We start from the raw sequence: 24,883 nt of genomic DNA on the forward strand, positions 1-24,883 counted from the left end.
GGATTTCTCAATATCTTTTACCATAATTCCAACGTGTTCGATTCTTTTCACAGCCATTTTCTTCATCTCCCTTTTTTTCCTTTTATATCCTCTATAAAGTCCACTTCGTATATTCTACGAGAAACATTATTTTCCTTTGAAGAATTGTAAAAACTTGAATCAAAAAAATCGATTGGAGATCTTTTTCTCTTCTTTAGATTTACGTCCTTATGTCTGGTAGAAAAACAGATTGCAGAACAATTATTTGATGACTCAAGTGATAACTACTCGTATTCATTTTTATAACCACAACCGACCACAAAGGAATTTAAAGAAGCTGGCGTCGATAGATTATCGACGCCAGCTTGCGGCTTAGGGGCTTTTCTTCCATATCTATGAAACGGGGGTCTTGACCGCGAAGGGTTGAGTCTCTTTTGACTTACGGGGTGTGCCCTCCGAGGTACTGGACCGTGCCGGTCGGGAAGCTGTTCCATTCCCCGTACAGATTGAACGAGCTCGAACCGGCGTGAATGCCGGACTTGCGGATAATCGTTCCGCCTTTTGGGGTAAATTGACTGTGCGAGGTCGGATCGCCAAGCACGTCGATCACGACTCCGTTTTTCTTAAGAACAAAGCCTGTAGTGACCGTATTGCCCGGATCGTACATCACCAGTTCGTCATTGTAGGACTGGACGTTGGTGATGTCAAACAGATCGTAGAACACCCGGTCGATGAAGAGATACGGTATCCCCTTCTGGATTGGGAACAACGCTCGGGTATAAGCGGTCTCCTGCCCGGTCTTGAGCTTGTATTGATGGACTTCCAGCTCGTAGCCGGATATTTTCTGCAAAGTGTTGCCGACGGGGTTGTAGAACAGCTGAATCGCCGTGCGTCCATTGCCCATGTCCATATATTGTGAGAAATACAAGTCCTCGGGCCCTTAAGGATTCACGGTGACGTGCAGCACGACTGCCGATCCATTTGCGCCAATCACCCACACCATTGGCCAGGCTTCCCCATTCCACGTCCAGATCTTTCCGTTCAGCGTCTCCGGTCCAATTGTCGAGTCAGGAGTGCCTTGGTACATTTGGAACGTGGTTTGGTTCGGGAAGATACTCGACAGGTCGTAGGTGATGCTGTCCTTCACACCTTGCTTCGTCCGAATCTCCACCAGTCCGTTCGGAGCGAGCGGCGCGTTGCGCACGGTGAAGTCGTAGGTTGTCGTGCCTCCCTTGCCGTCGTCTGCGGTGATCTGTACCTTCGTGCTGCCTGCGGTCGAATCTGGTGTCAGCGTGAGGAGATTTCCAGAAACGGATGCAGCGACGATGCCAGATTTTTGCGGAACGGCGGTAAAGGTCAGCGCATCGCCGTCCGGATCTTCAAACAGTTGAGTCAGATCGTACGTTCGGACATTGGTCACTCCGGCAGTCAGGACTTGTTCGGAGATGAGGCTAATGACTTCCGGGGCTTGGTTTTGTCCCGTTGAAGCCGCGTTGACCTCTAGCGGAATGGATGCTGTTGCGGTTCCTCCTCTGCTATCGCTCACTGTCAAGGCTACCTCTGTTTGACCTGCGCCAACCGGTGTTAATGTCAGGGTATCCCCGCTCACCGTTACCGTTGCGATGTTATGATCCTTTGTATCTGCTTTCAACGTCAGTGGATCATGATCCTCATCGTGCAAGTAACTAGATAAATCCAGTTGTTGTGCATTCCCTCCTACCTGCAGGGTTTGCTTAGCTATCGAGTCAACTGTCGGATTGTGATTGGTTACAGATGCTGCCTTCACCTCTACCGGAATAGATGCCGTTGCGGTTCCTCCTTTGCCATCGCTCACCGTCAATGCTACCTCTGTTTGGCCTACGCCAACCGGTGTTAATGTCAGGGTATCTCCACTCACTGTTACCGTTGCGATGCTATGATCCTTTGTATCTGCTGTCAACGTCAGTGGATCATGATCCTCATCGTGCAAGTAACTAGATAAATCTAGTTGTTGTGCATTTCCTCCTACCTGTAGGGTTTGTGAAGGAATAGTACTAACAGAAGGTTCGGCATTCGGTGGTGCGCTTACGTTCAGTTTGAATGCTTGCGTAATACTACTGCCAGCATTGGATGCTGCAACTGTCACTGTTGCCATACCCACCCGCAAAGGATGTAGAGTTAATGTACTGTCTGACAAACTTAATGTGGCAATATCAGTGTTATCGATAATTGCCGTATAGTTTAAAGGATCATTAGTCGTATTTACAAACAAAGAGTTAAAATTAAGAGTGGGGTTACTCGATCCTAACTGTACAGACTGATCAGAAATCGAATCGTTAACGGATAGGTTAAATGAAGCCGTCGTTTTCTTTCCAACTTGATCATCGGCAACAACTGTAATTTTCGCTGTTCCTTTCCCTTGCGGCATAATGGTAAGAATATTTCCTGCAACAGACACTTTAGCAACATTATTATTCTGGGAAGCAGCCCCAAATTTCAAAGTAGGTTGCTCATCATCCTTCAGATACTGAGATAAATCTATCGTATAATTTCCATTCGCAAGTAAAACGAGTTGAGGGTCAACAAAATTCTTAATTAGCTTTGGCGCTGTGTTTCCTCCACTAGAACCACCAGATGAACTACCTCCCGATGAACTTTGTGAAGCAGATGATGACGTAGTTACCCCGCTAACCGCTGATGCAGGTACACCATTGGCAAGTGTCACGCCCCCCACTTTACTTGATACCCCTGTCGTTACCTGGGACTGTGGATTATTAACTTGAAGTTGCCCGACTGAACCAGAATTATTTAGTGCCACTGATCCAGAACCATTCACTGTTACACTAGTAATATCTGCATTACCGGCCACTGTTACTGGGCTTGAACTCGCTACAACAACCTGCTGAACAGTTCCTTGCACGTTAACTGTTTGTGCACCATTACTAATCGTTATTTGTTGTAGCTTCGCTGTCGGGTCTACTTCAATCGCTGCATTCGTTCTTACATCCATACTTTGTACTGTTGTACTACCTGAAGAAACGACATGTACGTCCTGCTTAGTAACATCAACAGATTGCAGCTGTGAATCCTCAAACTCGACCGTATTTTCATCTCCACCTTCGATGCTTGTCATGCCTTTCACTGTTAATTTCTTAGCGTAGAAATCGTTTTGAAGCATCTTTTTAATGGTTAAATTATCCAATACCGTCAGATTCGATACTGTAATATAATCACTCGCAACGACCAAATCCCCGTCTAATATCGCTCCATTTCCGTTTAAAATAAGGTTCCCACTAAATTCTTTTTTGCCTGTCTTCGCTGGACTTCCACCCGCCACAAGCCCTAGGTACGTGATTTTCGTGATCGTTTGATTTGACGATTGAAAGTCAATGTTTGCCTTCTGGAGAACCTTCGCATTCTCTTCATTTAGTAATCCTCTAAAATTTTCAGACACTCGATAGGCAGAACCGTTAATCGTAACCGTATCTCCCTTAATCGTGTCTATTACCGCATGATGCGAGGAAGATGTCATTCCATCCACCAATCTAGCCAAAACAGAGGCTATCTCCTGGCGTTGAACAAATTCCGTAGGGTTGAAGTTTTTCCCATCCCCTCGAAGCAGCCCCTGTTCCATTACCACTTGAACCGCTGGCTTCGCCCAGGTACTTACCTTACTTTTATCTGCAAATGGAAGATTATCCCCTTTTCCTTTTGTATCCGCCTTAATGGCATTGACCAATAACACAGCAAGTTCTTCCCGAGTCATGGGGGTATCTGGATGAAAGTCCCCCTTTTCATCCCCCATCATAATTCCTGCTGTTTTCACTGCTTCAATAGCATCCCTGGCCCATGCAGCAGTCGAAACATCTCGAAAAGGAGATGAACTGCTTTTTTGTTTCGTTAGATGTAATACGTTTGCTATCGTTGAAGCGACTTCCTGACGTGTCATCTTATCCTGTGGTCGAAAACGCCCCGTTGGATCTCCGACCATAATTCCTTGTTCTTTCACTTTCCCTACAGCATCTTTTGCCCACGCGCTGACTTGATCAGAATCTACAAAAGAAATAGACACCGTATTTTTCTGTTCTTGTGTTTCATCAATGGTAGAAGCAGCCATAATATGAGTAGGTCCAAATAACATGGAAAGAGCAACCGTTGTCGATAAAACGTTATATCCTTTTTTGTATATCTTTTTTCTCATAATCTTACCCCTATAAAATATATTAACGAAAATTAGTACCCAACAATTGAATTCAACTTCTCTATCCTGAGTATGAAATCAGTTTCTACCTTACGAATGGACACCTACATTTTCTCAAAATATATTGAGAAGTACATTACACTTACAAAGAAACATTCGTGACTTTTGTTAATACCATCGACGAATAGCTACATTATAACAAAGCGTTCTAAACAAATTCTGAACAAATCCCATAAGAAACGAGGGTTCCATCCATTTCAGACAACAAGGTAATAAAAATTCAATTTCTGTTATTGGTGATAAGTCTGGCGATTTTTTAGGATTTATTAAAAACGGAATAGCTGAAACTGAAGTCGAAAAAGTTCGGGAGCGAAACCGTGATACACTACTTTCCATGATTCAAACCAATCGAATCTCACATGCTATTACAAAAGAAGAATCGGAATCCATTTCACAATTGGAATGGCGTCAGTTAGTGATAGAAATCATCCATAATATCCACATAAAAAAAAGCCGCCTATTCATATAAGCGGCCTTCTCCTCTATAAAAATCTCCGATGACACTTCTTCCCGTCGTATGTGAATAGGACGCGCCGATCTTCAATCCGTGTCTCTATATGCACGGACTTCCCCCACAACTTATACACATACGGTAGCGTCTTTTCCAAATATTTTACATCTAGTTCCATTCCCTCGAACTGATGCAGGAGACACAGTTCACCATTCTTCAAATAGTCTCCGTCCTGTACGAGAATGTATGGAAATCCCCCGTTTACTCGGCTCGTGATTAGCTGATCTCGCACCGTCTCCCACGTTTTACTTGAAATGGACCAATCATTTCCCTGCTTGGCAAACACGTACATATCCAGTTTATCGACGAGATCTTTCGTCAAATAATTGCGGATAAATGATGTATCACTGTCCATTTCCCGCACTTCAAATATTTGTTTCCGCCCCTGCCCCGGCTTGCGCCCAAACCGATCCTGCTCTTCCTGAGTCGGATTGTTCCAGCGATCTTCGATGTCTTCAAAGATTTTTACACCCAGATAGTACGGATTGATGCTGGTGCGTGATGGCTGCACGACACCTGCGTTCAGTTTGGCGTATTCAATCGTTTCTTCTTCGGTTAGATCCATTTCGCGCAGGATGCGCTGATGCCAGTAGGACGCCCAGCCCTCGTTTCGCAAAGCGGCTTGCCGCTAAGGGGAGAGTTGCTTTGAACAACGAAATCTTTTCAACGAAAAAATTCCTCAGATATTGCTTTTATTTAAGCATAGTTTTCATATCAATACTTACTTTTTTTCATACAAGAAAATCCCCAGCTGATACTTTATTCATAAGTTATTTAATAACCGATAAATTAATTCAAATAGGCATCATTATATTTTCTATAGGAATTATTATAATAAATGGTTCTATATATTTCATTTATCTCATGTTTCAATTAATAATTAAAGCTCAAAAATATATTAAGCACTTGTTGTCAAATTAGCATAAACATCAAATGCCAAGCGCAATATACACTTGGCAATAAAGTAAATATTGTTCTTTTCTACACAACTGCGACTCGAAAGATACTTACTCTCACTTATTATATCAATTTAGCGAAGATTAAAAAACATGTTCAATATATTATAATATAAAGTATCTGAATAACCATAAATTATCATACATACGAGTAAAAAATGAATTATTAAATAAAACAAAGATCTAATATTTGACTTTTCATACTCATAGTAAAGTTGGGCAACAAAACCAAAAAATAACATAATAGGAAAAATAAATATAAAAATATTCAGAATTACTAGTATTAAAATAGGCATCGGAAATAAAGCCCTTATTTGAAAAATATATATTTCACCTTTGAAATTATCAATAATGCTAAATACAAAAAGCGCTATAACCCAAACAGTTGCGCTTTTTAATGATTGGCGTTCATAAAATTCAGCTAGTGAATACAAAGTATTTCGAATGCCATCAGGGATATACAGAATAAAATCAAGCACTGAAGCAAACACTTTAGGAGTCAAATTTCTAACCGTTTTAAAAATCTCTTTACACCAGCCACACATTTTATTCCAGAAAGCTTTTTCACTTCCCTCTGCTGATACCAATTGAGGGATATAATTATCAAACTTGACATTACTTCTTATAAGTAATTCGTATATCTCTCCTCCGAAAAGAACAGCTTTTTTTAGAGCTGCTACAACTGCATCTTGATTTTCTTCTATACAATTACTTAATGCATTAATATAGTAATTCTTTGCTTTTCTTTGATAATGACTTTCTTGCAATTCCAAGCCTATTAACCCCAAAAATGATCCTATAACATAAGGAAGTATTGAAACATTAACAAAGTTATCAAACAATCCTTTAAATTTCTCAGGAAGCTTTTCTATATTTTCTGCACCGGTTTCCATCAAAAGCTGACTAAGCAAATATTTATCCATATGACTTGGTGTACCAAGAATAGCTTTAGACAAATCTACAGAAACATATAGAAGATATAAAATTACTGAGTTAAATACATAATTAACAAAAATGAAAGCAAACTTAGTTCTTTTAATACCATATTTAGGTGTTGAGGCTATTATTATTACTTGTATTAATACTGTGATTAATATATTAATATAAAGGTACTTCACATCTTGAAATAACAAGATAAAGGAAATCAATACTTCCCTAAAGGAAACTACTCTTTCTAAATGATACAAAAATATAGAAGTATCAAATTGGTTAATATCCCCTTGTGTGAAGAGTTTAAGGACATATAAAGCACCAGTAACCATCGAAAGGAAAATCACTATCAAAATAAGAGTTATAAAAAAACCAAGTATTGTAGAAGGAAAAATTATAAGAATAGGACTAATCCTAGTATTAATAAGAAATGAAACAACAAGTAAAGCTAATATAGAAATCATTATATAGAACGAAATGTTTATCTCTAACATATTATTGATATTTAACTTATTATTTAAGCTTTGGTATGTTAATATAGCTAATATCAAAGTTACATATAATGAAATAATAGCTTTTATAATTTGCCGACGTTTTTTTAAATCTATAAAATAATTATTTATATAAAAATTCTCCAAAGAAGACAAACTATCTGAACTCTGTTTTATCTTATAAAGTAATTCAAGTAGTTTATAAAAAATATATATTTCAACTATCCAGCATACTCCTTTAACTTGTGGAAAAACCATATCAAGTTGGCTTAATAAAAACGTCAAAAATGCTACTATCCAAATTGATTCAAAAGATAATTTTGAGTTTAAATTCTTTAACATTACTCTCTCCTATATCCCCTAAATATTTATGATCCATAGTTAGAATTTTTACAAGTTATTTTTCCAAAGACAAGCTAACAAACTTAAAGAATCAAAGCGCGTTTTTGTTATCTATAGAACAAGCTTGACCTTTAGCAGCACATTGGTACTGCGAACTATGTGGCGTCTCACTTGAAATAAAAATAAAAGCACCCCTGATTTCGGGGCACTTTCCTATGCTATAAGCCTGATTAGCAATTTGCAGCTCAAGCCAAATGACATTGATGTGCTATTTTTTCATTTTCGCTATCATTTCTCCTATCTTACCAAATTGATCCCCTAGTTTACATAATTGTTCAACTATTTCTCCCGTTGTCTTTGTATCGATCTCTCTAACAGAATCCATATCATCAACCACAGTTCCTTTACTTTCCTTGTTATTATCTATATTCCAATCCTTAAATAAATCTTTCATCTCTTCAAATGATAATCTATCTTGGAATGATGACAAGAAAAATTTTCCATAATTAATTGCATGTAATCGGTCACCTTGTCTTACACCTTCACGCATCAAAACTTGACCTAATTTGAAACTATATCTACTACTAGTAATTAAAAGACCTATAATCACTAAGTTTTTCAGTCCAATATATATGTAATAGTATAGATTTGTATCTTTAATATCTTTAACTGTGTCTAGTATAGTATAGTAAGCAAGCCTAGCCGCTCCAACCAGTAGTCCAACTGTAAGGATATAGAATAATAAAGCGATGAACTTATTAATTATTTCTCTCATTCTTAAACCAAACAAAACATCTTTAAGGACCTGACTTTCTATTACCCTTTTAACAACTTTCTGCTTCTCTTCCTTTTGCGTTTCTTCCTGTTCCTTTATTTCAGTTATTTTGGATTCAAAAACTGAAATTACATGTTCAATCTTTTTTATACATTCATGTAATTCATCAATTCTATTAGATGATATCCTTGCCCAATTAATTTCAAAATACGAATTTGGAGGTAGTACATCTCCAATAACAATAGGAATAATTAATTTATTTTCATTTTTTGCGTAGCTAATGATCGTATTTGATTCGAATCTATGATCGGAATCAATGTAATTTTCAGTAAATACCACAATAGCTACCTCGGATTTATGTACTAACTCTCGAATATCTTCGTATACTATAGATCTTGGTAAACTAATTTCTAATTTTAGATGATAATTCGCTGTAAGTATGGTATGACCCAATTCTTTTAAACGATTTATCATAATATCTACAACTTTATTGTCTTTCTGTGAATACGAAATATAGATATTTGCCATTTATTTAAATTCTCTCTTTCTTTAATCTTTGCTAATCTATTATATTCTATTTTTTTACTACTTTGTATAACCTTGTTGTTAATTTCCAAGTGGATCTCTTCTACTAATAAGGATCTCGTCCTCCTTAACCAGGTGGAAGGATACGTTCAATAATATCACAGGTATCTTTTTACCCGATATACATTTCGAGCTCACTTAAGATATCTCTTCACATGTTACCTAACGCTGGAACGCCTTCTCTTCCAGCTTACGACTTCTAAGAATTCTTTCACGACTTGTTATAGCACATAATATATAATTTTTATTTCCCATACAGTCATAGAACAATATAGGATTCCAAACATTCCTCATTTAATCAAATCAACTAACGGATTTTTAATTCCGTTAGTTGGTACGGCATATGATGGCCAACTCTATAGAAAATCCTCTTGCACAAGCATCCTTCTAATAACCGAGATAGGAACATTATAAAAATGAAATTCTTCACCTAATCACCGAGAGCGTTTATTTATCGAAATTACTGTCCATAATAATAAACAACAGCAAGTCCATAATTATCTAAGGACAAGGCCTCACCCAATAATATCAGTCTCGGTAGCTGGGTAGGGTCGGGATAGCTACCCTCACCTAAAACCGAGATACTACAAATTGCTTTTGCCTATTTACACCTAGCAACCGAGAAAAGCAGCAAAAAATAAATCCCCCGTTTCTCATACGGAGGATTTAGAACAACAACTCAAGTTGTGTCGTATCAACTTTACGTCTGTCCAGGTCATAACGAGTTTTAAATTCAATGTTATGCTTCTTATCAATTGAAATATATTCAACCAGATGGGTAAGCATTCTTCGCAATGTAGTCTGATTGATTTCATCACGTGGCTTCAAGATATCCTGGATAATAAATCCCCAGGATTCTGGCTTTAGATCAACTTGTTCAATGGACTGAATCCGTTTTGTTTTCGTCTTAATTTGCTTTTCAATCGTTTCAATACGCTTGTTTATATCGCTCCGATACATTGTGATAAGGTTAATCATTTTTTTGCTCTTGTCATCTGGATTACTTCTCATACGCTCTATAAGTTCAGCTTTAATTCGGTTTAGCTGAATGTTGTATTCACCAAGCTCTTGTTCCAACTTAGAAACCTCGTCTTTCATTCTTTGTATATCGATTTGGAAGCTCTTTTGGATATGAGAAAAAATATACGAGGCATTAATCCGAATATCATTCAGAATTTTGTCGATAGCGTATTCGTGAAAAGAATCGGCTTCAATCTTTAATCTACAAGTTGGGCAAAAGTATATCCGTTTCCCGTACTTCTTTCCGTTATTTCCGGATGAAGTTTGATCTTTTGGTTTTAACTTTACATTGCATTCTTTACAGATTGCAATATTCGCAAAAAGGTAAGAGGTTTTATATTGCTTGGGAGGAACCTTTCTCTCTCGCCTTTCACAGTACAGCTTCCAGCAAAGCTCCCATTCTTCTTTTGAAACAATCGATTCAATATATTCAGAGTGAACAATAATCCAGGTCTCTCGGTCAGCGAATGTTCCTTTTCCGGGTCCTGTTCGTTTACCCCAACTCATATAACCGGCGTAGAAAGGATTGGTTATAATGCTTCGTACTTTTTCTTTTGTCCATTTATCATCGCTATTTTCTAGAGAAAGAGAATTTGCAATGGATGCAAATCCTTCGTTCTTTTTGTACATATCAAAAATTCGCCGAATGAACTCAGCCTCTTCTTGATAAGGAGTGAATCGATATTCGTTTTTAAGGTAGCGGTAACCGTATGGAGGATTTCCGCCTGTCCAGTATCCCTTCTTAGCACGCACGATTAACCCTGCTCGCGTCCTTTTAGAAATTTGGTCTACTTCATATTTGGAGATACCATCCTGGGCAAGCTGGGCGATAATATCTCCTTTTTCATCATAGAGTGTTTCCGTACTGCTGATTACAATGGGAATTCCATAGATCCTTATGGTTTCCCGAATGTATTGGTGCTCCAGAGGATGCCGGGCAAGACGATCATTATTATAAACAGCGATAAACTCAAAGCGGCGCTGCTCCGCATCTGCAAGTAGTTCCATTAGCTGCTTTCTTTGCGTTACTTTATTTTTCTTTGCTGATACTCCAGCATCTAGGTACTCCTTTTCAATGGTACAGCCATATTTTCGCACCATTTCATAAACAGAAACCTGTTGCATATCCATCTCCTGTTTATTTGTAGAGTGCCTGCCATAAAAAACACCACGCATTCCTGGTTTGAGCACAGTAGACAAGTTCATGGCGAAACAATCGCCTCCTTGATCTGAAGAAATGGATGCTTAAATCTGATTTCAATATAGAGAGGATAAACCATGACCTGATGGATGACATCGGAGAATAGCTCTTTTACTACTTTCTCATCGAGTTCCTGAATATTTTCCTTACTTGCAAAGTGCTCGTCCTGCTGTTTGATTTTATTTCTGATTTCTTCAAGTTCACCTATACAGAACTGAACACGTTCTTTTAGGCGTTTTTGTTCTGCAAATTTGTCATAACCATTTACGAGCGCTTGCTCTAGCGATTCTTTTTTAGAAGGGTCCTTTTCACAGAACCATTTTTCTGTTCGAGTAATCAGATGCCTTCTCGTTTCGCTCAATTTGTTTTCAATGCCGCGTAACTGATCTTCAAGAGCGGTACGGTTGCTCTTTTCAAAACGAACAAACAAATCTTGAAGATGACTGGAAAGCAGCTCTCCAAAAAAGTCATAGCATCGATCTAGCATTTGTTGCTCAATATCGGCCTTCTCGAGTTTAATCGCGTTGTGCTTTTTGCAGATGTACCGAGCATTTTTAGCTTTTCCGACAAGTGGCTGCAACGGAAGAGATTGTTCCTGTCTTTTCGCTTCTTCATGACATTCTCCACAAAATAAAAGCGATTCTAAAGGGAAAAACACTTTCGGACTCGGTGTTCGATTTTTAGCCTGCTGGACTAATTCCAGTTGATACTGAGCTTTTTCCCAGTCTTCTTCATTAATGACGGCGAGGTGGTCCACTCTTTTTTGTAGCATTTCATCCTCATAATTCATTACACGCAACCCCATATAAAGCGGGTTAGTTAAGACACTACGAACACTTTGAGATGTCCATAGCTTGCCATCACGAAGCAGGTTATTCTCATTCAGTTCTTTGGCGACTTCTCCTGTTGAATGGCCATCATTAAACCGTTCATAAATTGTTTTTACAATAGAGAGTTTTTCTTCATCTCGGGTAATTTTCTTCGATGCAGAGTTATAAGAGTAGCCGAACGGAAGGGTTCCAATATATTTACCATTTAGGAAATTTGCTTTTGTTCTTGCTCGGATACGCTCAATAATTTGTTCGCCTTCACGTTGTACCATACCGGCCATGATGTACTCAAATAACTCACCGACTGGAGTGTAATAGATGGGGATTTCATTTTCAGCCGTGAAAATTACTTGTACATTTTTCTCTTTTAACAGTTCATAAATCTCAAGGTATTCAATCGCTTTTCTCGCCAAGCGATCTCGTTTGAATACAAATAACGTACTTACTTTATCATTCCGAATGTCCTGTAAAAGCTTTTTCAATCCGGCACGCTGGACAATTGTCGTTTTTCTGGCTGACACTGCTTTATCTACATACTCTTCTTCAATGGGGATGACGTGATGAATCGAACTTTCAAATGCCATGTACTGCTGCATATCAATGGAGTTCACCTGAATTTCTGTTGAACTTCTATAGTAGGCGACAGCTTTCATAGCAACCTCCTTTACTCTGCCTAGTTCATTTTATGTTTGGTCGCTTTTAGCTAGTCCACTTTATCAGCCTGTTTTAACAATGTCTGCTTTATGAGATCGATATAAATTTCAAACCACTTCTGCGCAGCTTCAGGGTCATGTACATAGCTTATGGAACGAACTGTATACGTTGGTGTCTGCTTTTTCTTGTCTGATTTCTTCACAAAAACTTTCCTTTCAGGAGGGATACGATGATAAACGAATTCGGCCAAAGAGTTCGTACCCTGCGAACTCAGCAGGGGATCGGTCTGAATGCTTTAGCTAACCGACTCAATGTTTCACCCGCTTATCTCAGTAATTTGGAGAATGGAAAGACGGAGACCGTTCACCTTTCTTTTTTAAATCAATTACAGGCAGAACTAAACATAGACGTTTCTACACTGCTGGGATCGATTGATGTGGAAAACAATCAGGACTACGATGAATTCGGTTTTCGTCTTCAACACGCTAGTCTTGCACTGGACAAGCTGCAAAAACTCAATCCTTCCTTTGCTGAGTACTTGCTTTCCATTATCGAGCGAGGTGTTTCTTTGTTCCCTGCTCAACAAGATCATTCTTCTCAATTTGAAACACCCCAGGACTATCACTAGGATTCACTACACGAGAAATTTTATTCATAATAAAAAACAACTGTTTATTCTCATGAATAAAACAAACAGAAAAAAGAGAGTCTAACCAGCAACGGGTTGGCTCTCTTTTTTGTCTGTAAATATCACTTTAATTCGACTGGCTTCTGCTTCCCCCAGTTCATTCTCTAATAAATGTGCTGCCGCCATTTCCTTGCAAGTCTGTTCCCAAAGCAACATTCTTTCTTTAATTCTGCATAAGAGTAATTCGTCTGCTACTTCGTATATGTTACAGAAGGAAAGCATTTCAGATTCGTCACTAATCGAGAAACGAACTTTTATATCTCCCATGGCTATCCCCCCCTTGTCTACATGCTATGTAAGAACAATTAAGGGACAACCCTTAAATTTTTCTCATTTCATGTCAAAGGGGAGTGAACCATATACATAGGACAAGAACTCAAAAAAAGCCTGGTGAACTCATATGAAACATGAATTTGAACAAGTCAACGAGAAAAGTATCGCCCTATATTGTCGAGTTTCTACAGACGAACAAGCACGAGAAGGCGTTTCCCTTGATGAACAGCAGGAGCGACTGAAGGCTTATTGTCGAGCTATGGGATGGAGTACAGAGCCAATTTTGTTTGTGGATGATGGATATTCAGCTAAAAATATGGACCGTCCTCAATTAAATCGTTTGCTCCAAGCCGTTGAAAAAGGAAGCATATCTCGAATCCTTGTTACGAAGCTTGATCGGTTAAGCAGACGCCTTCTTGACTTGTTGAAGCTGATTGATGTATTTCAGGAATATGATGTTTCTTTTGCCTCTATAAGTGAATCATTCGATACGAATACTCCATCTGGGCGCCTCACTCTTCAAGTCTTAGGAGCCGTCGCAGAGTTTGAACGTGAACGTATACGTGAGCGCGTATTTGAAAATATGGTTCACGCAGCAAATCAGGGGAAGTGGCTAACACAAAGCCCTTATGGTTATCGGTTAGAAAATAAAGAGCTAGTTATTTATGAACCTGAAGCGCAAATTGTCCGTGATGTATATGATATGTACTTGAATCAGGGGATCGGTTATCGGGGGATTGCTAGGAAACTGAATGATGCTGGCATTCTATCTAAACAAAAAAAGGAATGGTCGCTCCGGGCTATAAAACTGATGCTGACCAATCCAGCTTATAAAGGAACCCTTGTCTGGAATCGGGTAGATACAAGCAAGTCAAAGCGTAATCTAAAGGATAACAGCGAGTGGGTAGTAGTCGATGATGCACTCCCAGTTATTATTGATAAGAAGACCTGGGAACGTGTACAGCATCAAACCAATAAAAAACAAATGGCTCCCCGTGCTCAAACAAGTCCACACCTTCTTGGTGGACTTTTGAAATGTGGGAAATGTGGTTCTGGTATGAGCATTGGCTGGTCGGGATCAAAAAATAAAAGATATCGTGTATATGTTTGCTCTGCCCATAAAAATAAAGGTACCTGTACAAGTAAACAATACCGAGCAGACGAAGTCGAAGAATGGTTTAAAGAAGGATTGCAGCAGTTGTTAAATATGATCGGTTATCAATCATTTCCTCAGTTGATCCAAAAAGCAACTCAACAAAACGAAGAAAATGTAGAGCAAAAAATTCGTACAGCGAAAAACCGCTACAAACGAAAAGTAGAGGCATACACCGCCGGATTGATTGAACTTGAGGATCTAAATGAGGAAAAACAGCGTTTAGAAAAACTTATAGAGGAAGCAGATCAAAAGAGTTCAGTGTCTCAGATAGATATTTCATATGTAGAGAAAATGGTTAAAGAAAAAATTAAAAATGCTCTGGATGCTATTGATATATTACCCGTTCCAGAAGCGAAATCTTTAATCAAAACTATCGTTGAAAAAGTAATTATACCAGAGGAAAAAGATATTGAAATCGTTCTACGTATAGATTGACCATCTGTTTAATCTCTTCTAACCAAAAATGGATATCCTGCAAGCTGCTCGATTGGTCACTTGCGGATATCCCTTTTGTTTTATTCATATTTAGTTAACTAAATCAACTCAGACTTTTGTAAAAGTCTCTGAACAATAGCCGCAACCTCTGCTCTCGAGATAAACTCTTTTGGTGCCAGTTGCTGACCATTTCTACCGGAAACTAGACCTGCTTGCAAGCAATCCGCAATTCCTTCCTTCGCCCACTCCGACGCCTGTTTCGCATCTATAAATGGACGCAACAGTTCTCCTGCTTCTTTAGGCTGAAGTTTCGCTTGCAGATCGGTGATTTTCATCGCTTTGGCGATAATCCCCATCGCCTGCTCCCGTGTAATCTTGTCATTTGGACGGAATGTGCCATCTTCAAACCCACGGATTAGATTGTTTTTATACGCGATTTGCACCGCGCTGCTGTACCAATCTGCTGCTTTTACATCCGTAAATGGCACAACACCATCCTCTTGCTTAATCCCTAACCCACGGACCATGATTGCCGCAAACTCTGCGCGCGTAATATCCTGGTCCGGATTGAATAGATCATGACCAATTCCGCTAATTACCATCCGTGAACCCATGTCATTCACCGCATTCTTCGCCCAGTGGTGCTCTACATCTTTAAACTCGAGAGGATGCCAGACAACCGAATACGTACTGTTCGTTAAACTATTGATTTTTACAAAATACTTCCCATCAATCATAACCACTTTAGTCGGTACATGACGAACAGTTCCATCTGGGTCAACGACAACGCCTGTTGTAATCTTGTTCGGATCTACTCCGTCTGGAATGGCAATGGTTCTTTCTACGTATGTGTTAAATTTGGAAACATCAATCGTTTTATCTCCATATGTCCCTGTTACTGTGAAATTGACTGGTGGGGCTACGATTGTAAATTCACCTTTTGCTGCTGAATTTTCCACGATCTTCACTGTTTCTGCTGGCGGCTTGGAAATCTCGATGTGAACTTTAATATCCTGAAGATTTACTCTCGTTCCAAGCTGATCTGAGATGGCATTAATATTAATCTGCTGTGCCGGTAACCTATAGGAGACATTCTCTGTTTTAATTTCGACAACAGCCTGCTTTTGTTCCATGTTTTTGACTATCTGGCCGTTCAATTCGCCAACCACGATATCCGATTTTGTATTTATCGGAATTGTAATTACCGCATGTTGCCCATCAGCTACAAGTTTCTCTCCAATCTTCTTTTCATCAACGGCAACGGTAGTTACTGTTCGATCATTCACCTTTGCTGTTACTGCTGTTCCAGCACTTTCAACCTTCCCATTGAACAGAACTTCAACCCCAGTATTTGATGTGCTTGGTGATGGAGATTGTGCAGATGTACTGCTGCTTCCTCCACCTCCGCCACCACTTAAAGTCGCTGCATTTACTACTACACTTATACTCGCAGTCTTGCTTTGCGTATTCGTCACCCCGTTGGGGAGAGTGAGTATTCCCGTTACCGTAAAGCTTTGGGTTCCGGTGTTTGCTGGATTATAGCTTGCGTTAGCTACATCCCATGTTACGTTCACATTGATCTTGCTGTTATCCTCTAACGTTACTTCTACCTGGGGCGGTAATCCCAATGCGGCTGCCGTCTTCGCTGTTCCATTTGTCACACCTGTTTTCGCCGTCGGATTTGTTACATCTGTAATATTCTTCACGACTGCCGATGCCGCATCCACGCTTACATTTATACTCGCAGTCTTGTTTTGTGTATTTGTCACCCCGTTGGGGAGAGTGAGTGTTCCCGTTACCGTAAAACTTTGAGCTCCGATATTTGTTGGATCATAGCTTGCGTTAGCTACATCCCATGTTACGTTCACATTGATTTTGCTGTTATCTTCTAACGTTACTTCTACCTGGGACGGTAATCCCAATGCGGCTGCCGTCTTCGCTGTTCCATTTGCCACACCTGTTTTCGCCGTCGGATTTGTTACATCTGTAATATTCTTCACGACTGCCGATGCCGCATCCACGCTTACATTTATACTCGCAGTCTTGTTTTGTGTATTTGTCACCCCGTTGGGGAGAGTGAGTGTTCCCGTTACCGTAAAACTTTGAGCTCCGGTATTTGTTGGATCATAGCTTGCATTAGCTACATCCCATGTTACGTTCACATTGATTTTGCTGTTATCCTCTAACGTTACTTCTATCTGGGACGGTAATCCCAATGCGGCTGCCGTCTTTGCTGTTCCGTTTGCCACACCTGTTTTCGCTGTCGGATTTGTTACATCTGTAATATTCTTCACGACTACCGATGCCGCATCCACGCTTACATTTATACTCGCAGTCTTGTTTTGTGTATTTGTCACCCCGTTGGGGAGAGTGAGTGTTCCCGTTACCGTAAAACTTTGAGCTCCGGTATTTGTTGGATCATAGCTTGCGTTAGCTACATCCCATGTTACGTTCACATTGATTTTGCTGTTATCCTCTAACGTTACTTCTATCTGGGACGGTAATCCCAATGCGGCTGCCGTCTTTGCTGTTCCGTTTGCCACACCTGTTTTCGCTGTCGGATTTGTTACTGATTGAATATTTTTTATGATAACAAATTTTTGTACATTCGCACGAGTACCATCTACGACGTATATATTTCCTGAATGGTCAATAGCTACGTCTGTTGGATTGGTAAACGTCGTATCATCCGATGAATTAAAAGGGGTTCCAAACGCATACTGAAAGTCTCCAGTAGAGCTAAACACTTGAATCGGTAAATTACCATTATAATCGGTTATATATACGTTATCATCAGAATCTATTCCAAGACCGTTTGGATATTTAAATTTTCCGTTTCCCGTACCTTCTGATCCCCACGTCGTAATTACATTACCATCAGAATCAAATTTTTTAACACATTTGTCTCCGCTATCAGTCACATATAAGTTATTCTGTGAATCGATCGCGATATCTATAGCTTGATTTAAAGGTGCATTAGACCAATTAGTGTTATCTATTAATTGTAAATTAGAATCATATTTAGTAATACCAAGCGCATCTAGAACATATAAGTTACCATATGAGTCTATCGCTACAGAAGATACCATAAATAGATCTGTTAGTTCAGCGATAAATTCTCCCTCTTTTGATAGTTTTTGAATTCTATTATTGTTTTGATCTGCTACATAAACATTATCTAATGAATCTATCGCAATAAATGAAGGGCCGTCGAATTGCTTACTATCGGTTCCATAACTCCCCCACTGCGAGAGAAATATGCCGTTCTCTGAAAATTTTTGAATACGGTTATTCCCTGTATCTACTATATATACATTCCCTGATGAATCTGTTGCCACTCCTGTAGGAAGATTGAATTTTCCCTCACCATTTCCACCTGCTCCCCATGTTTGTATGAAACTCACCGCGGCACTTGATGTATTTGGAACAAGTAGCATACACAGACACAACGCTACTAAACTAAAAAGCAACTTTCTCTTCATAATTTCCCCTTTCCATATCTCATAGATTTTGATATTACAACTTATCCTCATCCAAAAACAATACCTAGTATCTTTAGGATTGATACTAGGTATTGTCCGATAGTATCTAGTACTCTATTTTATGAAACATGTCTTCCTACAAACTACTCTACCTCTTTGTGATAAACATTCCACATAAAGACTACATTGTACTTTTGAGATTCTGTAACTCCACTCATATCGCAAAGTAAAATTTCGTTTTTTGTAAAAACAGGTCGTATGAATACCTAGATTGCCAATAACGTTCGTTATCTTCCTTTTTTTAAATATGTTGGACCTTCACGAACTTTCAAACTATATACAGTTACGGCGTCTGCTGACCGTAATACTCATAGGTTCCTTTTGTATATAGGTTCCATTCACCAGCCTGCGAGTATGTCTGCGAGGCGCTGTGAATCGCGCTCTTCCGAATAATCGTTCCTCCTTTTGGCAAAATTTCTTCGTGGCTATTTGGATCACCAATGACGTCAATAATGCGTCCGTCTTTTTTCAAGACGATCGCCGTCAGACGGCTTCCCGGCATGTTTAGTTCCAGCTCGTCGTTGAAATACGGCGTGTTAATAAAATCGAAAAAGTCATAAAACGCACGATCTATTATATTGATAAGTTTAATATCTTGGATATTTTGCTCCGGTATGTTGAAAATTTTTGTATCCTTGCTTTTAATTTCGTTTGTTGCTAGATCAAAATGAAAGATTTCGAGTACATACCCGGTAAATTTCTGACCTGTACCGTATTTAGAATTGAGAATCTGAAAAGTCTTATTATATTCTCCACCATCAATGTATTGAATAAAGTAAGGATCAGAATTTAACTGTAACGCCACGTTGACTCGAAGTAATACAGCTTTTCCATCAGCACTAACCACCCAATTATCACCGTTAGTCGCTGTACCTATCCATGACTTTTTAGATAAAGTTGTTGGTCCACTCAAGGTCTGATTTGGAATGCCCTTATAGACATCGAAACTATCCTGAGTCGGAAAGAAAGGCGACAAATCATAGGTGATGCTTGGCACACCAACCTTGGTGTTTATTTCAACATAACCATTCGTAGCAAGTTGAACAGCTCGTACATTCAGGTTATAGGTTACTGCTTTTCCCTTGGTGTTCGTTGCCGTAATAGCAACGAACGTGGTTCCCACGTGTCCGATCATCCCAGGTTCAAGGGTTAACTTATTACCACTTATGGACACCCGAGCTGCATCAGGATCATTTACAACTGCCGAAAATGTCAAGGTATCCCCTTCAGGATCGCGGAACAACTGACTCAAATCATACTCACGGGAGACAGTATAAACAGGGCAGAGAACTTGTGTTTGGATCGAGCTGATAACTTCAGGTGCCTGGTTTGCTGCTGCCTGAACCGTAACAGTGAATGTACTGCTTATCGGTGCATTATGTCCATCGTTTGCTGTTACCGTAATCGTTGCCGTTCCTGCCGCAATCGGCGTAATTGTCAATTGATCTCCTGTTGTGCTTACGTTCGCAACTCCTGTATCCGAGCTTGATACTCCATACATAAGAGTATCTCCATCTGCATCCGCAAAAACATTCCCAAGACTGATCGTGGACGGACTTCCTCCAACTGTCATCGTTTGATTCCCAATGGGATTTGCCACCGTTGGTGCATGATTTGTTGCTGCCTGAACCGTAACAGTGAATGTGCTGCTTATCGGTGCATTATGTCCATCGTTTGCTGTTACCGTAATCGTTGCCGTCCCTGCCGCAATCGGCGTAATTGTCAATTGATCCCCTGTTGTGCTTACGTTCGCAACTCCTGTATCCGAGCTTGATGCTCCATATATAAGAGTATCTCCATCTGCATCCGCAAAAACATTCCCAAGACTGATCGTGGACGGACTTCCTCCAACTGTCATCGTTTGATTCCCAATGGGGTTTGCCACCGTTGGTGCCTGGTTTGCTGCTGCCTGAACCGTAACAGTGAATGTGCTGCTTATCGGTGCATTATGTCCATCGTTTGCTGTTACCGTAATCGTTGCCGTTCCTGCCGCAATCGGCGTAATTGTCAATTGATCTCCTGTTGTGCTTACGTTCGCAACTCCTGTATCCGAGCTTGATACTCCATACATAAGAGTATCTCCATCTGCATCCGCAAAAACATTCCCAAGACTGATCGTGGACGGACTTCCTCCAACTGTCATCGTTTGATTCCCAATGGGATTTGCCACCGTTGGTGCATGGTTTGCTGCTGCCTGAACCGTAACAGTGAAATTTTTAGATACCTTTCCACCCCTACCATCATTTGCTGACATTGCAATTATGGTGCTTCCTGCTGATAATGGAGTGATTTTTAATTGTGCCTCACTGAGATTCACACTTGCAACTAACGGCTTCTGAGATACCGCTGTAAATGAGAGCACATCTCCATCTTGGTCACTGAAGATTGTATTTAAATCTATGACCAGATCTCCTGAACCTACCATTATGGTTTGATTCGCAATTGTAGTAGCTGTTGGTGCATGATTTGAACCGCTACTTCCTGAACCACTTGAAGTAGTAGTAGACGGAGAAACGCCCGCACTGGTACTTGCAATTTGTGACTTCACTTCCGTATAGTTTGTTACAATATTTTCAACCTTGGCTCCTGTTGGAACCGATAAGGTACCAATCTGTGTTCCCGGCTGTACCGTAACTTTTGAATTGACATCCGAAACAGTAACCTGTGTAATTGTCGCCGATGTATTCAATGTAACAAAACTTGCATTTTGGATCGTCAGGCTTTCGATTTTTCCGCTTCCTGAGAGAGTCGTGGCATCATGATTTTCAATTGATAACGAAGTAATTGAAGCATTAAGAGTTACATTAGTAGCACCATCTTGTATGTTCACCTTTGGAATAGTTATACTTGAATCCGCTTGTATCGTAGCATTGCTAGTAACGTTTATTTCTGAAACTGTAGTTGTTCCTATTGCTTCTACTCGTACATCTGGTTTATTAATATTCGTTGCCTGAAGAGTAGAATCTTCAAATACAACCGTATGTGGTGATCCCCCTTCAATAGTTGTATTTCCTTTTACCTCTACCTTGTAGGCATAAAAGTTATTCTTCATATCAGGCTCAATATCAAAATTTCCGGCTATTGTCAGATTTTTAATCGTTACATAGTCGGCCCCTACCTTTATATTCCCATCAATCGTTGTACCTTGAGCGTCGAGCACAATGTTTTCCGAAAATTCTTTTCCACCTATCTTGGCAGGCTTTCCACTCGTTTTGAGCTCTAGGTATGTAATTTTCGTAATAACTTGATTTGATGATTCCACATCAATTTTTGCATGTTGAAGAACATCTGCGTTCCCTTCATTTAATACGCCTTTTACATTTTCAGCTACACGATAGGAGATACCATTAATAGTGACTATATTCCCTTTAATTTCATCAATCACAGCGTGATGAGAGGAAGGGGCTATTAAGTCCATTAGTTTAGATATAACAGACGCTACCTCTTGGCGCTGAATCGGTTTCTTCGGGTTGAAGTTTTTTCCATCACCATGGAGCAATCCTTCTTCTAGTGCCACTTGAACGGCTGGTTTTGCCCAGCTACTTATCTGATTTTTATCTGCAAAAGGAAGGGCGTTCCCTTTGCCTTTTGTATCTGCTTTTATAATGTTGATAAGTAAACTTGCGAATTCTTCCTGGGTCAAAGGTGCATTCGGATGAAAGTTCCCCTTTTCATCCCCCTTCATAATCCCCGCTACTTTCACTGCATCAATCGCATCCTTAGCCCAAGTAGTAGTCGAAACATCGTTAAAAGAGGATATGACGGTTTCCTGTTTCGTTAAATTCAATACTTTGGACAAGGTAGCAGCCATTTCTTGACGCGTCATCTTGTCTAGTGGTCGAAAACGACCGACTGGATCTCCAACCATTATTGTTTGTTCTTTCATTTTCAATACAGATTCCTTTGCCCAGTCACTCACTTGATCAAAGTCCAAAAAAGGGCTAGACGCACTTACCTTTTTCTGTGGTTGTTTTTCATGACTTACAGCGGGAGCTGCTATAGTGTGGGAAGACCCAAATAGCATAGAAAAGATAACTGTAGTGGATAGGACCTTATAATATTCCTTATATATTTTTTTGCTCATGACCGCCTCCTAAATACACTATGTAAACAGAACTAATAAGGTTAAACGCATACTAGTGTGTTATTTACTCATAGTTTTATTTGCCTATAGTTCGAAACCATTTACATTGGTTGAATAACCTACAAATTTTCGTCATATGAAGTATGCATACCCCCTCTAATTTAGTAATTAATTTCATAAGATTAATATTTTTGGTATAAATTAAGCATATATCGTATTTATTACTACATTATACATTTTCGTTCTGAACAAATTCTGAACATATCAGTTTTTACATCAAAAAAGCTGCCCTATTACTAGGCAGCTTTTAGTAAAATTTATATTATTATGAGGGATTATAAGATGTATATTTTTTGATTATAGACTGCTTAAATTCATAGATTCATTTATAGTAAACATTCATGTTTTTCGTATCAATCATAAGCCCCAGTTCACGCATAAAGTCGAATCCTATAATACCATCCAGTTCCAGTCCATAATCCATGGCTCCGATTTCAATTTGGAAATTCTGAAGCCTTGCATCTCCGATCTGGATTACGTCCATCGTTTTGGAATACACAAATTCGGCACCACCGACTCCATAAATCGTATGCGTCATATCATTTGGCTCAGGCTTCACACCAATTTCAATGAGCTTATCCACATTAAATATCGTCCCTGCCGAACCTGTATCCAGCAGAACATTTTCGCATTTTATCGTTTGACCACGGAACGTCACAGTCGCTTCCACAAACGGCAGGTCATGTTTTATTGTAATTGAGATCATATTCTGCGCAGCCCTGTCCATTTCTTCTCTCTGATATCAAGCTCCTCACGGGATGTATGGAAGAAATAATACTCTCGTCCTGGATTCTCCTTATGGAGAGCTGTATAGCGTCGTAGTGCGTCCATTGAGTCCTTATAACGATCAATAACAGCCAGATCATCAACAATCCGTTTATCATCCTCGGAACGAGCTTTCAACGCTTCAAACACAATCCACTCGTCCTGATAGGCCTGTCTCACTTCTTGCCACTTCACGACATCCCATCCTTTCCGCGTCCTTTTTTACTGATTATACCACATACATCTGGACATCCATATCTCACCGATTTAAAATAAAAGCATGCGTCTGACGTTAAGGTCATCGCATGCTTTTATCATAATTTTAAGCACCTTTGCGAAACGAAGCCCAGCCCTCGTTCATGATCTTCGTCTCGATCTGAGGCCAGAAATACAACATCTCTTCGCGCATAATCGTGAGTACATCCCGTTGCCACGGCTCCAGACTTGGACTGAACTCCTCAATGAACAACAACAAATCCTTCTCTGGCTCCGGAGGAAAACGCTTCGCATGCCGCTTCCGTTCCTCATCCGCTGCTTCCCGTTTTTTCCGCTCCTCCTCATCAATCTCCCACAAATCATCATACGGCCGGGTCACTCGGGACGTAAACTCTGGTAATTCGTCTTTATTATCCGCCCATGTAAAATGCCGATGTAGCAAACTCGGATCAATATGCTCCTGAATGCCGAGAATCGCATCCAGAAAATCTTCCACCGTTTCCTGTCCGTATCGGATCTCATACTGGCGCAACCGCTCGGCTGTAGCTGACATACTTTCTACCATATCGCGATTCGTCTGGCTGAACCGGACATTGTTTTTAAAAAAATCACAATGTGCCAGCACATGTGCCACAATCAACTTATTTTGAATCAAGCTATTGCCATCCAGTAGAAATGCATAGCACGGATTCGAGTTAATCACCAGCTCATAAATCTTACTTAACCCGAGATCATACTGCAATTTCATCCGGTGAAACGATTTTCCGAAACTCCAGTGCGAGAAGCGGGTTGGCATACCGTATGCGCCAAATGTATAAATAATATCTGCCGGGCACACCTCATAGCGCATCGGATAAAAATCCAGGCCAAATCCTTGCGCAATCTCGGTGATCTCGTCGACTGCCCTTTCTAGTTGCTTCATCTCTTCTTCTGTCATCCCGCACTCTCCTTTCCGAAAAATCCCGTCAGCGCCTTATACACTTCGCCCTTCTCCCGGACAATCGAATATTTGAACTTCGGGTCTTTAATATGCTTATAAGCTGACATTAATGTAGAATGACGGTTGTATTGATTAAACTATTCATGATATATACAAATTAACTAGTGTTCCCTCTCGTTTATAAATTTATACCGGACCTTGTTAAATTTA

General features: G+C 39.8%; 16 protein-coding genes and 3 pseudogenes (1 of these 19 cut by a window edge). 3 read left to right on the forward strand and 16 right to left on the reverse strand.

All coding sequences use genetic code 11. The annotated features are described in order from the left end of the window. Positions 1-57, reverse strand: partial view of a VOC family protein gene (locus CB4_RS18750; RefSeq protein WP_096467246.1) — the start only. The gene continues 342 nt to the left of window position 1, outside the view; 57 of the gene's 399 nt are visible here — the first part of the coding sequence; the start codon lies at positions 55-57; its stop codon lies off the left edge, out of view. Positions 58-247: 190 nt separating this feature from the next. On the opposite strand from CB4_RS18750, the gene CB4_RS22090 reads away from it, so the two are divergent. Then, positions 248-355 carry an IS3 family transposase gene (locus CB4_RS22090; protein WP_373681377.1) on the forward strand — a complete coding sequence of 36 codons (108 nt, stop codon included), beginning with the start codon at positions 248-250 and terminating at the stop codon, positions 353-355. Positions 356-418: 63 nt separating this feature from the next. On the opposite strand, the gene CB4_RS18755 is transcribed toward CB4_RS22090, so the two are convergent. The 8 genes and pseudogenes from CB4_RS18755 to CB4_RS21290 form a co-directional block, all read right to left on the reverse strand. After that, a complete protein-coding gene (locus CB4_RS18755) occupies positions 419-889 on the reverse strand; it encodes an RTX toxin (RefSeq protein ID WP_231956072.1) in 471 nt (156 codons plus the stop codon). A gap of 30 nt (positions 890-919) precedes the next feature. After that, positions 920-4,159 carry an S-layer homology domain-containing protein gene (locus CB4_RS18760; RefSeq protein WP_096467248.1) on the reverse strand — a complete coding sequence of 1,080 codons (3,240 nt, stop codon included), beginning with the start codon at positions 4,157-4,159 and terminating at the stop codon, positions 920-922. A 542-nt stretch (positions 4,160-4,701) separates the two neighbouring features. Then, a pseudogene (locus CB4_RS18765) lies at positions 4,702-5,343 on the reverse strand (SpoVR family protein); the annotation flags it as partial. 417 nt (positions 5,344-5,760) lie between these two features. Beyond that, complete coding sequence (locus tag CB4_RS18775) at positions 5,761-7,449, reverse strand: hypothetical protein (RefSeq protein ID WP_096467251.1); 1,689 nt, start codon at positions 7,447-7,449, stop codon at positions 5,761-5,763. Positions 7,450-7,717: 268 nt separating this feature from the next. Next, positions 7,718-8,752: a toll/interleukin-1 receptor domain-containing protein gene (locus CB4_RS18780; RefSeq protein WP_096467252.1), complete on the reverse strand. Its 1,035-nt coding sequence runs from the start codon at positions 8,750-8,752 to the stop codon at positions 7,718-7,720. Between the two features lie 723 nt (positions 8,753-9,475). Further along, on the reverse strand, positions 9,476-11,035 hold the full coding sequence (locus CB4_RS18785) for a recombinase family protein (protein ID WP_096467253.1): 1,560 nt from the start codon (positions 11,033-11,035) through the stop codon (positions 9,476-9,478). Next, positions 11,032-12,513 carry a recombinase family protein gene (locus CB4_RS18790; protein ID WP_096467254.1) on the reverse strand — a complete coding sequence of 494 codons (1,482 nt, stop codon included), beginning with the start codon at positions 12,511-12,513 and terminating at the stop codon, positions 11,032-11,034. Before CB4_RS18790 ends, CB4_RS18785 begins: the two co-directional genes overlap by 4 nt. A 50-nt stretch (positions 12,514-12,563) precedes the next feature. After that, positions 12,564-12,716, reverse strand: coding sequence for a hypothetical protein (locus CB4_RS21290; RefSeq protein WP_172890923.1), 153 nt, complete (start codon positions 12,714-12,716; stop codon positions 12,564-12,566). A 27-nt stretch (positions 12,717-12,743) separates the two neighbouring features. On the opposite strand from CB4_RS21290, the gene CB4_RS18795 reads away from it, so the two are divergent. After that, complete coding sequence (locus CB4_RS18795) at positions 12,744-13,142, forward strand: helix-turn-helix domain-containing protein (protein ID WP_096467255.1); 399 nt, start codon at positions 12,744-12,746, stop codon at positions 13,140-13,142. A gap of 81 nt (positions 13,143-13,223) precedes the next feature. Here CB4_RS18795 and CB4_RS18800 read toward each other — a convergent pair whose 3' ends face one another. Further along, a complete protein-coding gene (locus CB4_RS18800; RefSeq protein ID WP_096467256.1) occupies positions 13,224-13,469 on the reverse strand; it encodes a hypothetical protein in 246 nt (81 codons plus the stop codon). Between the two features lie 133 nt (positions 13,470-13,602). Between CB4_RS18800 and CB4_RS18805 the strand changes: the two genes are divergently transcribed. Continuing rightward, positions 13,603-15,066 (forward strand): recombinase family protein, encoded by a 1,464-nt coding sequence (locus CB4_RS18805; protein ID WP_096467257.1) that lies wholly within the window; start codon positions 13,603-13,605, stop codon positions 15,064-15,066. 98 nt (positions 15,067-15,164) lie between these two features. Here CB4_RS18805 and CB4_RS18810 read toward each other — a convergent pair whose 3' ends face one another. The 6 genes and pseudogenes from CB4_RS18810 to CB4_RS21755 form a co-directional block, all read right to left on the reverse strand. Continuing rightward, positions 15,165-18,548, reverse strand: a complete 3,384-nt coding sequence (locus CB4_RS18810) for an S-layer homology domain-containing protein (protein ID WP_172890924.1) — start codon at positions 18,546-18,548, stop codon at positions 15,165-15,167. A 343-nt stretch (positions 18,549-18,891) separates the two neighbouring features. Further along, positions 18,892-22,692 (reverse strand): S-layer homology domain-containing protein, encoded by a 3,801-nt coding sequence (locus CB4_RS18815; RefSeq protein WP_096467259.1) that lies wholly within the window; start codon positions 22,690-22,692, stop codon positions 18,892-18,894. Positions 22,693-23,074: 382 nt separating this feature from the next. Next, positions 23,075-23,458, reverse strand: coding sequence for a retropepsin-like aspartic protease (locus CB4_RS18820; protein ID WP_231956073.1), 384 nt, complete (start codon positions 23,456-23,458; stop codon positions 23,075-23,077). Continuing rightward, positions 23,455-23,712, reverse strand: coding sequence for a hypothetical protein (locus CB4_RS18825; protein ID WP_096467260.1), 258 nt, complete (start codon positions 23,710-23,712; stop codon positions 23,455-23,457). Before CB4_RS18825 ends, CB4_RS18820 begins: the two co-directional genes overlap by 4 nt. Positions 23,713-23,854: 142 nt before the next feature. Then, positions 23,855-24,670: pseudogene (locus CB4_RS18830) on the reverse strand (SpoVR family protein); the annotation flags it as partial. Beyond that, a pseudogene (locus CB4_RS21755) lies at positions 24,667-24,807 on the reverse strand (sporulation protein YhbH); the annotation flags it as partial. The pseudogenes CB4_RS18830 and CB4_RS21755, both read right to left, overlap by 4 nt. Positions 24,808-24,883: the final 76 nt, after the last annotated feature.

It is taken from the genome of Aneurinibacillus soli (assembly GCF_002355375.1).
GTDB lineage: Bacteria > Bacillota > Bacilli > Aneurinibacillales > Aneurinibacillaceae > Aneurinibacillus > Aneurinibacillus soli.